The sequence below is a fragment of the Oceanibaculum pacificum genome (assembly GCF_001618175.1).
Lineage (GTDB): Bacteria > Pseudomonadota > Alphaproteobacteria > Oceanibaculales > Oceanibaculaceae > Oceanibaculum > Oceanibaculum pacificum.
Genome location: NZ_LPXN01000111.1, coordinates 20,659 through 31,501 on the forward strand (window position 1 = coordinate 20,659; position 10,843 = coordinate 31,501).

Here is a 10,843-nt window from a genome sequence, read left to right on the forward strand (position 1 = left end):
TCGGGCGGACGCCAGAGGCGTCGGCAGATGGCGGCCATGCCGCTGACGACCGGAAGGGGAGGACTACGCGATGACGAGCGTCGAGCGGCTGGTTCCCGGCCAGTGGGCGGAATGGAAGGCGCTGCGGCTGGAAGGGCTGTTGCGCCATCCCGAAGCCTTTGGCGGCGACTGGGAGAGCGAAAGCCGCCAGACGCCGGCGGAATGGCAGGCCGGCATGACCGGCCGCAGCCACGTCTTCGCCGCGCGGCTGGAGGGCGGTCTGGTCGGCTCCGCCGGCTTCGCGCCGTTCGCGCCGGCGAAGGAACGGCATCGCGGCATACTGTTCGCGATGTATGTGCGCGACGGCCATCGCGGCAGCGGCATCGCGGACCGGTTGATCGAGGCCGCCTTCGCCGCCGCCCAGCCGCTGGTGGTGCAAATCCATTGCGCCGCGCGGGTGGGCAACGAACCGGCGATTCGGCTTTACCGGCGGCACGGCTTCGAGATTTACGGCACCGAGCCGCGCAGCCTGCTGGTCGATGGCGTCTATCACGACGAGCATCTGATGGTCCGCCGCTTCCGCTAGCGGCAGATGCGCGACTTGCCCTGATCCAGGTGGAAGTGGTTGGCGTGGGCGGCGTTGTAGTCCGGCCCCAGCACGGTGTTGAAATAGCGGCAGGCGCGGTCGCGCGCCGCGGTCAGGAAGGCGGCTTCCGGCGTGTCCGTGCCCCAATCCTCCAGCACCGAGACCGTGCGGCCATTCTTCAGCCGGAAACCGGCGATATCGATGGCGTTGGCCGTGGCGTGCTGGCTGATCCGCCCCTGGCTGCGGCCATAGACATTGCGGCAGGCATAGATGCCGACATGCTCGATGCGGGCGATCTCGCTGCCCAGATGCTGGGCGGCGGCGGCCTGCAGGTCGCGCTCGTACCAATAGAGGGCGGCGACCAGCGGGCAGGTGGCGGTGACGCCGTTATTATAGGCGATCTGCGACTGCCGGATCGTCACGCCATTGGCGAGCCCGCAGCCGGCATCGTTCACCGGCCGGTCCGGCACGCTGCGGTAATCGATCTCGGCGCGGTCCAGCGCCGCCAGGCAGGAAGGCGGGTCGGCGGCCAGGCTGTTGATCTGCGAGCGCGCCAGCCAGGAGGGTTCGGCCTCCAGCTCCACATCGCCCCAGGGCGCCCAATTCGGCGGTATCCGCACCCAGGATTGATGGATCGCCAGCACCGGCCCGCCGATCAGCAGGGCCAGCGCCAGCAGCCAGCCGATGGCGCGACCGCGCCGGGGCTTTTTGGTTTCGGTATCCTTCTGCACGCATCCTAAATAGGCCCCTACGCCCGGATCGCCACCCTAATGGCTGAAATGCCGCGCGATCAGGTGATCCAGCGACACTTTCCCCGGCCCCAGCGCCAGCACGGCGAACAGGATGGCGGCCCAGAACATGTGGGCGCTCAGCCAGGCGTCGGGATAGACGAAGAGCTGGATCACCAGGGTCATCGCCAGCAGCCCCAGCGCGCCGAGCCGCGTCGCCAGGCCGAGCACCAGCAGCACCGGCAGGATATGCTCGGCCAAGGTGGCGGCGTGGGCCGAAAGCACCGGGAAGGGCAGGCCGTATTCATGCTCGAACAGGAAGAAGGCGCTGTCGCTGGGCAGGAAGATGTTCCAGCCCTCCACCTTGGTGCGCGCCGAGCGCCAGAACACCACCGCCACCGGCAGCCGCAGCGCCAGCAATGCTGCGGGCTCCAGCAGGGTCTGCAACCGGGCGATGCCGGCCTGGAGGGCGGGAATCGGGTTCTGCATGTCAGGTCTCCTCGGGGGCCGGGCGGGCGAAGATCGGCAGCAGCGACAGGCGCTGGAACCGCGAGACGATTCCGTCCGCCCTATGGGCGGCCGGGCAGTGCGCGGCGATGCGGTCGATGCTCCATCCCGCTTTCAGCCGGCGCAGGAAGATGGCGTCGGCGGGCATGAGGGCGGCGATATGCACCCGGTCGTCCTGGCGGTAGATCAGCGCGGCCTGCGCCCTCGCCTCGATCTGGCGCGGCCCTTCGGCCTCGGCCCTATGGTCGGTCCTGTTCGCGGCATGGATGGCGACGATGGGATGCGGCGAGCGGATCAGGCGCACGCTGGCGGCCAGCGCCAGCGGCGCTTCCGAGAGGGCCGGCCCCAGGGCGAACAGGTCGCGCTGGCTGGCGATCGGCGTATCGGCGGCATGCAGCGCCTCCAGCGCCGCGCGCTCCAGCCGCGCGATATCGGCCAGATAGAGCACGCCGCGCGCCGGCGGAAAGCGATGCAGGAAGCGCGGGAAATCCGCGCCATACAGCGTCAAGCTGTGCGCCCGCGGCAGCGCCTGCTGCACATGGAGTGCGGCTACGGCGAAAAAGAACTCATCGCCGACCAGCCGGCGCACCACCGGATAGGCCTCGGCCAGGCTTTGCGCCAGGCCGTAATGCACATTGTTCAGATAGATCGCGAAGCGCCCCGCCTGGTCCGGCGCGACCAGGCCGGCGGGCAGCGCCTGCTTGGCGCGCAGGGCGGCGGCGAAATCGCGTTGCAGGGCGGCCAGTTCAGGCATCGACCGGGCTCCGGCGGAGCAGCCTTTCGGCGGTTTCGGCTTCGGCCAGCAGCACCTCCCAGGCCGGCAGGTCATTATCCCACTCGATCAGCGTCGGGCGCGGGCCGAAGCGCGCGACGATGTCGGCGAACAGCGCCAGCACCGGCTCGGGCACGGCGGTCGAATGGGTGTCGATCAGCAGCGACCCGTCGGCGACATGGCCGGCCAGGTGGATTTCGCCGATGGCCTCGCCCGGCAGGGCGGCGAGGTAGCGCCCTATGTCGATCCCGGCATTGCGGTGGCTGACATAGAGGTTGTTCACATCCAGCAGCAGGCCGCAGCCGGTGCGCCGGACCAGTTCGGCCAGGAAATCGGCCTCGGCCATCTCGGCCTGCTCGAACCGCAGATAATTGGCGGGATTCTCGATCAGCATCCGCCGTCCCAGCGCCTCCTGCGCGATGTCGATATTGCGCGCGATCAGCGCCAGCGCCTCGTGCGTCATCGGCACCGGCAGCAGGTCGGCGAAATAATCGCCGCCCTCGCCGACCCAGGCGAGATGCTCGGAAACCAGGCCGGGATCGTAGCGCTCGATCAGCGCGCGGAGGGTCGCCAGATGCGCCACGTCCGGCCGGTCGGCGCTACCCAGCGACAGGCCGACGCCATGCAGCGACAGCGGGTAGTTGCGGCGCAGCGCGTCCAGGATGCGCGGGCGCGGGCCGCCGGCCACCATGAAATTCTCGGCATGCGCCTCGAACCAGCCGATGGCGGGGGCGCTGTCCCGGATCGCCGGAAAATGCTCCAGCTTGAATCCGACTCCGGCGCGGGCGGGGATGGCGGCGGGAACCATGGGCGGTCTCGACTAGGGGCCGCCGCCGGCCCCGGAGGGTCAGGGCCGGCGGCGGGAAGGGAGGCGCGTGGCGATCAGCTCGGCAGGTTGCGCTTCAGCGGCATCAGGCTGCCCTTCAGCTCCTTGCCGTCCATGCCCTTGATCATGGTCGTCTCGCAGCTGCCCTTCGGCACCAGCTTCCAGGCATTGCCCTGATAGTCGACCTTCGAGGTGCCGGCGCAGGTGGTGCCGGGGCCGGCGGCGCAGTCATTCTTGCCGGCCAGGGAGACGCCGTAGCATTTCTCCATGTTGGCGTTCTGGGCCTGGGCGTCGTTCATCATCGAGACGCCGAGGGCGGTCACGAGGGCGGCGCCGAGGGCGAGGGCGGAACGGTTCATCGGGAAATCTCCTAATGGTGACAATGTCGCTAGCAAAAGAAGATGACGGTTTTATTTGCCCCGTCGCCTTTCTGCTGAAGTCACTCTGCCCGTGTTGTCTTGGCGCGTAAAATCAACTGCTGTCACGCTGCTGTGAGCTGTATTCTGATGGGCGATCACATTCTGTTGTATGGCTTTTGAGCGTTAATTCTGTTTCGCGAAGCGCGGCAGCACGAAAAACCGCAGCAGCGCGGCGCAGCAATATAGCGCGGCGATGGTGAAGCCCATCGGCCGCGCCGTGCCGTCGTTCAACAGCCCGACGATGGTGCCCGATAGCGCGCCGGTGCCGAATTGCAGCACCCCCATGAGCGCCGAGGCGCTGCCGGCGATGCGGCCTTGCGAGGCCATTGCGGCGGCGGTGGCATTTGGCGCGATGAAGCCGTAGCCGGCGATGCAGACGAACAGCGGGACGATGATGCCCCATAAGCCGCCGAAGCCGGTGGCGGCGGTGGCAGCCAGCACCAGCGCGCTGGCGGCGATGACCGGCACGGCGACATTCAGCACCTGCCGGCCGCTGCGCCGGGCCAGCAGCCGGTGATTGACCTGGGAGGCGGCGATCAGCCCCATCGCGTTCAGCCCGAACAGATAGCCGTAATGCTGCGCCGGCACCTGATACAGCTCGATGAACACGAAGGGCGAGCCGGTGATATAGGCGAACATGCCGGCCTGGATGAAGCCGCCGGTCATGGCGTAGGCCAGGAAGGCCGGGCTGCGCAGCAGCAGCGCGTAGTTGCGCAGCGCCGCGCCCAGCCCGCCAGCGCCGCGCCGTTCCGCCGGCAGGCTTTCCGGCAGGGCCAGCGCCACGCCGGTCAGGCAGGCCGCGCCGAAGCCGGCCAGCACCCAGAAGATCACGTGCCAGTCGGCGATCAGCAGGAGCTGCCCGCCGATGATGGGGGCGAGAATCGGCGCCAGCCCCATGACCAGCATGAGCTGCGCATACATTTTGGCCGAGCCGATCTCGTCGAACAGGTCGCGCACCACGGCGCGCGCGATCACCATGCCGGCGCAGCCGCCCAGCGCCTGGGCGAAGCGCAGCAGGATCAGGCTGTCGATGCTGCCCGACAGTGCGATGCCGGCCGACGCCGCCGTATAGAGCGCGATGCCGGCATAGAGCGGCTTCTTGCGCCCGTAGCGATCCGCCAGCGGGCCGTAGAAGAGCTGCCCCAGCGACAGGCCCAGCAGGAAGACCGAGAGGGTGAGTTGCACCTGCCCGGCATCGGTGGCGAAATGCCGTTGCATCGCCGGGAAGGCGGGCAGGTACATGTCGATGGACATGGGCGCGAAGGCGGTGATCGCCCCCAGGATCAGCGCCAGGCGCAAGGTGGATTGTTTCACTAATCGATCCGGCAGGCTTCGTCGAAGTCGAGGCGCGGCAGGCGGCCGAACAGCCTGTCCGTGGTGCCGTGCCCCAGATTGCAGAGGAAATTGGATTTCCAGGCCGTGCCGGCGAAGAAGGCGGCGTCGACCGTGGCATTGTCGAAGCCGGACATCGGCCCGCAATCCAGCCCCAGCGACCGCGCGGCGATCATGAAATAGGCGGCTTGCAGCGTGGCGTTGCGGAACGCCGTGGTTTCGATATGCGCCGGCTTGCCGACGAACCAGGACCGCGCATCGGTATGCGGAAAGGTCTTCGGCAGTTTTTCGTAGAATTCCAGGTCGTAAGCGAAGATCGCGACGGCCGGGGCGGCCAGGGTCTTGTCGACATTGGCGGCGGACAAGGCGGGGCGCAGCTTCTCCTTCGCTTCCGGCGAGACGACGAAGACGATGCGCGCCGGCAGGCTGTTGGCGGCGGTCGGCCCCATCTTCGCCAGGTCGTAGATCCGGCGCAGCAGGGCGGGGTCGATGGGATCTGGCTTGAAGCTGTTATAGGTGCGCGCCTCGCGGAAGATCAGGTCGAGCGCGTCGTCGGTCAGCGGAGCGGTCATTGGCGGTTACTCGCATGGGAGACGGTTGCAACCGGAAGGCTATGCCCCTCTCGCGAGAGTCGCCACCTTTCCTTTCGCAGCTGCGAGAAAACCCGGTATTGACGAGAATGCAGGGCTCGGCCTCTTGAACAGGCCCTAGAGTGACCGTCCCGCCCTTCATGGATACCCGCGTATGTCCCTTGCCGATATCTCCTGGATCTGGATTCCGATCACCATCTGGGCGGCGTTCGCGCAGACCATCCGCAATGCAGCGCAGCGCAGCCTGGTCGGCGGGCTGGGCACGCTGGGGGCGACGCTGGTGCGCTTTCTCTACGGCCTGCCTTTCGCCGCACTCTGGCTGGCCATCGTGCTGCTGGGCAGCGGGCAGGCGATGCCGCTGCCCAATCTGGGTTTCGCCGGCTGGGTGACGCTGGGCGCGGTCTCGCAGATCGCCGCCACAGCACTGCTGCTGCGCGCCATGGCGGAGCGCAATTTCGCGCTCGGCGTGGCCTATTCCAAGACCGAGATCATCCAGGTCGCGATTTTCGGCGCCGTTCTGCTGGGCGATCCGGTGACGCTGCCGGCGGTGCTGGCGATTCTGGTGGCGACGCTGGGCGTGGTGATGGTCTCCGCGCCCGCCGGGCAGCTTTCTGCGAAAAGCCTGCTGACCGGCCTCAGCTCCCGCCCGGCGCTGCTGGGCATCGCGTCGGGCGCCATGTTCGCCTTCTCCGCCGTGGGCTATCGCGGCGCGGCGCTGGCCATCGCGCCGGACGCGCCGGTGCTCTCGGCCGCGGCCACCCTGTTCTGGGCGCAATCGATCCAGAGCGTGCTGCTGCTGGCCTATCTGGCGGTGCGCGACCGGCCGGTGATCCTCGCGGTGCTGAAGGCGTGGCGGGTTTCGCTGCTGGCCGGGCTGATGGGGGCCGCCGCCTCGGCCGGCTGGTTCACCGCCATGGCGCTGGAGCCGGTGGCCAATGTGCGCACGCTGGGCCTGGCGGAATTGCTGTTCAGCCTGATCGTCTCGCAACGTGTGTTCCGCGAGAAACTGACCATGCGAGAATTCATCGGGCTTTTCCTAGTACTGGTAGGATTGGTTACAATCGTTCAGGCAGCGGTGTAAACGGAACGTTTGTATCAACACTTTCTACAAGTAAAATTAAAGAATCGAGAAATAAAAAACAACCTTCGTTTTAATTTTATCGGATTCATATCTTGTTAACGGTGCGTGGCTACCTTTTCCACAGCAAAGCGGCAGTGAAACCGCAGCTAGGGGTTAAAGGAGAACGTACGATGCTTGCACGCTTGAAGGTTTCAACGAAGGTTTTTGCCGTCCTCGGGGTGATGGCGGCAGTTGCGGCGGGGATTTCCGTCGCCTCCATCCTGGCGCTGGGCGCCTTGAAGGAAGCGGCGGAGAATATCAATGTTTCGGCTACCGAAATCCGCACGGCGGCGCGGATGAACCGTAATCTGGTCGAGCTGAATCGCGGCGAATATCGCGTCGCGGCCGATCCCAGCGATTACGATACCGTCCTGCCGGTGATCCAGACGGCACAGAAAGAAATGCAGGCCGCGCTGCAAGCGCTGAAGCAGACGGCCGACGACGACCAGACGCGGATGCTGACGCAGATCGAGGCCGACGCCGCGCGGTATGCCCAGCTCAACGCCGCCACCTTGGCCGTGGCCGCCAAGCATCGCGACATGGATATCAGCGCCGCGCAGCAGGAGATTATCGCCCAGGTACAGAACAGCCGCGCCCTGGCCGATCAGCTGCGCAAGCAGATGGGCGATTTCGTGCTGTACACCGACCGGTATGGCGACCGGGTCGCGGCGGAGGCCGACGCCATGGCCGCCACGGTGCAGATGGCGATCACCATCTTCGCGCTGGGCGGCATCCTGGTGGGTGGGGTGCTGGGCTGGATTGTCTCCAGCAAGGGCGTGGTCGGGCCGCTGACCCGCGCCGTGCAGGCGCTGCGCCGGTTGGCCGATGGCGACCTCAGCACGGAGATCGTCGGTCAGGAGCGCAAAGACGAAATCGGCGATGTCGCGCGCACCATGGTGATCTTCAAGGATAACGCGTTGGAGCGCCAGGCGCTGCAAGCCGAGCAGGAGCGCGAGAACCAGGCGAAGCTGGCCCGCGCCGAGACCGTCTCGACCATGATCGCCACCTTCGAGACCGAAGTGGCCGAGGCGCTGTCGGTGATGACGGCGGCGGCGACCGAGCTGGAGGCGACGGCCAACTCGCTCTCCGCCTCCTCGGAGGAAACCTCGCGCCAGGCCTCCAGTGTCAGCGCGGCGTCGGAGCAGGCCTCGGTGAATGTGCAGACCGTGGCCTCGGCCACCGACGAGCTGACCGCCACGGTGAACGAGGTGGCCCGGCAGATGGGCGAGGCGCGCGGCGTCGCCGACGAGGCCGCCGGCAGCGCCCGCGAGGCGCAGAAGATGGTCAGCGGGCTGAACGAGGCGGGGCAGAAGATCGCCGAGGTGATCGGCCTGATCAGCGGCATCGCCGACCAGACCAACCTGCTGGCGCTGAACGCCACCATTGAGGCGGCGCGCGCCGGGGAGGCCGGCAAGGGCTTCGCCGTGGTCGCGGCGGAGGTGAAGCAGCTGGCCAATCAGACCTCCACGGCGACCGGAGAAATCCAGGCCCAGGTCGACAATATGCAATCGACCATCGGTCATGCAGTGACCTCGATCAGCCGCATCGCGGAGGTGATCTACAAGCTGAACGACATGGCCGCCGCCGTGGCTGCCGCCGTCGAGCAGCAGACCGCCGCGACCTCGGAGATCAGCCGCAACGCCAGCGAGGCGGCGCGCGGCACCGGGGAGGTTTCCAGCAACATCGTCGGCGTGAACGACGCGGCGGAAACCACCTCGGCCGGCGCGTCGCAAGTGCTGACCTCCTCGCAGGAGCTGGCGCGGCAATCGACCGGCCTGCGCGGCAGCATCTCGCGCTTCATCGAGGGCGTGAAGGCCGCCTGATCGGCGGCGACCAAGGCCGGGTAATACGACTGAACGGGAAGGGGGGCGCAACAGCCCCCCTTTCATCTTTAATTAATGGCTTTCGGGATATTTATTCTGCCCGGTATGGTTAATCACACGCGAGACACGGCGCGATGGAGCGGTCCACCCATTTCGAGTTCAAGCACCGGATATTCGCCATCCCCGGCGCGCATTTCCGTCGTTCGGATACCGGCGAGGGGGTGGTCTACAGCATCCCGTGCGAAGGCGTCGACGCGGTGGTGCCGGTGGCCGCGCTGATGCGGGAATTCGGCATTGCGTCCGATTCGCCGGACAGCGCGATGATCGACACCGCCGTGCGCGGGCTGGACTATGTCAGGCGCATCCATCCCGGCGATTCGATCCCCAAGGAGCTGCTGGACGGTACTGCCTCCTGGACCGTCGAGGAGCGCCATGAATACATCGCCCGCTGGCGGCTTCAGGTGCAGCTCGCCTCCTGGGTGTCGGGCGACGAACAGGTGGTCACCGACGCCGACATGCTGGAGCAGATCGCCGAGGACCCGCAGACCAACGACAAGCTGGAAAAGGCGATGAAGCGGCTGGGCTGGGAAGTTGCTCCCAGCGAGTCGGAAGCCTTTGGCGTGGCCATCGTGAAGGAGCGCGTCGAATCCCTGGTGCGCGAATTGACCTATATCGAGGCGCTGCGCGACCGCTTCAAATCCATGAAGACCATCCAGGACAAGCTGGAGCGCTTCGCCAAGCTGTTCGCCAACAGCCGCGTGGTGGGGGAGGAGGTGGCGCGCGTGCGCAGCCTGTTCACCAATCCCCATGGCGAGGTGCGCAGCCAGTTCGACGATGTCGACGCCCAGACCTCGGAAATCCGCAGCCTGGTGCTGAATTACGATAACAGCATCCCCTTCATCCGCGAGCGGCGCGACCGGCTGCATGGCCTGTCGATGGATTGGGAGGAGATGATGCTGCTGTGGGACGCCGCCGACCCCACGCCCGACGAAATCGGCATCCGGCTGATCCGCAAGACCTACCAGTTCCTCGGCCGGCGCTACGCCCCGAAGGTGGAATGGACGATCGGCGCGCTGCGCTGAGGCGTGCCCGCTGGCGTGCGATGCGGAAGTTGTTTACATAGTGGACAACTCAAAAATCGACAGCGGGAGGAATGAATGTCGATCCGCAAGAGCACTTTCGGCACCTCGGCCTATGGCGGGGCGGGGTGGTCGCCCCGCACGGACAGCCTGCGCGCGGAGCTGGGCACGGTCTGGGCTGAAGCCGGCATTGACAGCGAGTGGCGGCGGCTGACGACGGTGATGCTGCACCGGCCCGGCGCGGAGCTGGATGCCTCCAGGGACCCCAATGCCGTGCAGATGCTCGACGTGATCGACGTGCCGAAGGCGCAGGACGAGCATGACGCGCTGGCCCAGGCTTTCCGCGACAATGGCGTCGTCGTGCATTACGTCGATCCCGCCGGCCCGGCCCGGCCGAACCAGATGTTCTGCGCCGACCTGATGTTCCTGACGCCGGAGGGGGCTATCCTGGCCCGTCCCGCCTCCACCGTGCGCGCCGGGGAGGAACGGCAGGTCGCCCGCCGGCTGGCCGATATCGGCATCCCCATCGTGAAGTATCTGCAAGGCCACGGCACTTTCGAGGGCGCGGACGCCATGTGGCTCGATGCCGACACGGTGGTGGTCGGCAACGGCATGCGCACCAACCGCGACGGGGCGGAGCAGGTGGCGGTCACGCTGGCCGAGATGGATGTCGAGACGCTGATCGTCGACATGCCCTACGGCACCATGCATCTGATGGGCATGCTGCGCTTCGCCGACAAGGACCTCGCCGTCGCCTGGCCGCGCCGCACCCCGCACGCGCTGGTGCTGGCGCTGCGCGAGCGCGGCTATGAGGTGATCTTCCTGCCGGAGGATTCCGAGTACGAGATGAACCGGGCGATGAATTTCGTCACCCTCGGCCCGCGCAAGATCCTGCTGGAGGCCGGCTACGACGCCATCCAGCGCTTCTACGAGAGCCACGGCGTCGACTGCGTCACCGTGCCCGCCAAGGAGCTGGTGAAGGCCGCCGGCGGCTTCGGCTGCCTGACCGGCGTTCTGGCGCGCGAGCGGGGCTGAGGCAGGCGGGCGGTTCTTCGGGCCGCCGTGTCCTTCGAGACGCCCCT

12 protein-coding genes are annotated in these 10,843 nt (G+C 67.1%); 5 read left to right on the forward strand and 7 right to left on the reverse strand.

The window, feature by feature from the left end; genetic code table 11:
* The first annotated feature begins 70 nt into the window (after positions 1-70).
* Complete coding sequence (locus AUP43_RS10755; RefSeq protein ID WP_067556483.1) at positions 71-565, forward strand: GNAT family N-acetyltransferase; 495 nt, start codon at positions 71-73, stop codon at positions 563-565.
* Here the strand turns inward: AUP43_RS10755 and AUP43_RS10760 are convergent.
* The 7 genes from AUP43_RS10760 to AUP43_RS10790 form a co-directional block, all read right to left on the reverse strand.
* A complete protein-coding gene (locus AUP43_RS10760; protein ID WP_232315052.1) occupies positions 562-1,296 on the reverse strand; it encodes an extensin-like domain-containing protein in 735 nt (244 codons plus the stop codon). The genes AUP43_RS10755 and AUP43_RS10760 overlap by 4 nt on opposite strands.
* Before the next feature lie 36 nt (positions 1,297-1,332).
* Positions 1,333-1,782, reverse strand: coding sequence for a DoxX family protein (locus AUP43_RS10765; RefSeq protein WP_067556486.1), 450 nt, complete (start codon positions 1,780-1,782; stop codon positions 1,333-1,335).
* 1 nt (position 1,783) lies between these two features.
* Positions 1,784-2,554 (reverse strand): HvfC/BufC N-terminal domain-containing protein, encoded by a 771-nt coding sequence (locus AUP43_RS10770; RefSeq protein ID WP_067556489.1) that lies wholly within the window; start codon positions 2,552-2,554, stop codon positions 1,784-1,786.
* The gene (gene bufB, locus AUP43_RS10775) at positions 2,547-3,380 is read right to left on the reverse strand and encodes an MNIO family bufferin maturase (protein ID WP_067556492.1); all 834 of its coding nucleotides are present in this window, start codon (positions 3,378-3,380) and stop codon (positions 2,547-2,549) included. Before bufB ends, AUP43_RS10770 begins: the two co-directional genes overlap by 8 nt.
* A 74-nt stretch (positions 3,381-3,454) precedes the next feature.
* Positions 3,455-3,757 (reverse strand): BufA1 family periplasmic bufferin-type metallophore, encoded by a 303-nt coding sequence (locus AUP43_RS10780; protein WP_067556495.1) that lies wholly within the window; start codon positions 3,755-3,757, stop codon positions 3,455-3,457.
* A 183-nt stretch (positions 3,758-3,940) separates the two neighbouring features.
* The gene (locus tag AUP43_RS10785; protein WP_084462727.1) at positions 3,941-5,131 is read right to left on the reverse strand and encodes a Bcr/CflA family multidrug efflux MFS transporter; all 1,191 of its coding nucleotides are present in this window, start codon (positions 5,129-5,131) and stop codon (positions 3,941-3,943) included.
* Entirely contained in the window at positions 5,131-5,721 is a 591-nt protein-coding gene (locus AUP43_RS10790) for a malonic semialdehyde reductase (protein ID WP_067556498.1), read from the reverse strand. The genes AUP43_RS10785 and AUP43_RS10790 overlap by 1 nt, the downstream gene beginning before the upstream one ends.
* 172 nt (positions 5,722-5,893) lie before the next feature.
* On the opposite strand from AUP43_RS10790, the gene AUP43_RS10795 reads away from it, so the two are divergent.
* The 4 genes from AUP43_RS10795 to AUP43_RS10810 all read left to right on the forward strand — a co-directional run bounded on the left by AUP43_RS10795 (position 5,894) and on the right by AUP43_RS10810 (position 10,796).
* Positions 5,894-6,820, forward strand: coding sequence for a DMT family transporter (locus tag AUP43_RS10795; protein WP_067556502.1), 927 nt, complete (start codon positions 5,894-5,896; stop codon positions 6,818-6,820).
* Positions 6,821-6,990: 170 nt separating this feature from the next.
* The gene (locus AUP43_RS10800; protein WP_067556505.1) at positions 6,991-8,682 is read left to right on the forward strand and encodes a methyl-accepting chemotaxis protein; all 1,692 of its coding nucleotides are present in this window, start codon (positions 6,991-6,993) and stop codon (positions 8,680-8,682) included.
* A 134-nt stretch (positions 8,683-8,816) separates the two neighbouring features.
* Positions 8,817-9,764, forward strand: coding sequence for a hypothetical protein (locus tag AUP43_RS10805; protein WP_067556508.1), 948 nt, complete (start codon positions 8,817-8,819; stop codon positions 9,762-9,764).
* A 75-nt stretch (positions 9,765-9,839) separates the two neighbouring features.
* Complete coding sequence (locus AUP43_RS10810) at positions 9,840-10,796, forward strand: dimethylarginine dimethylaminohydrolase family protein (protein ID WP_067556511.1); 957 nt, start codon at positions 9,840-9,842, stop codon at positions 10,794-10,796.
* The last annotated feature ends 47 nt before the right edge of the window (positions 10,797-10,843 follow it).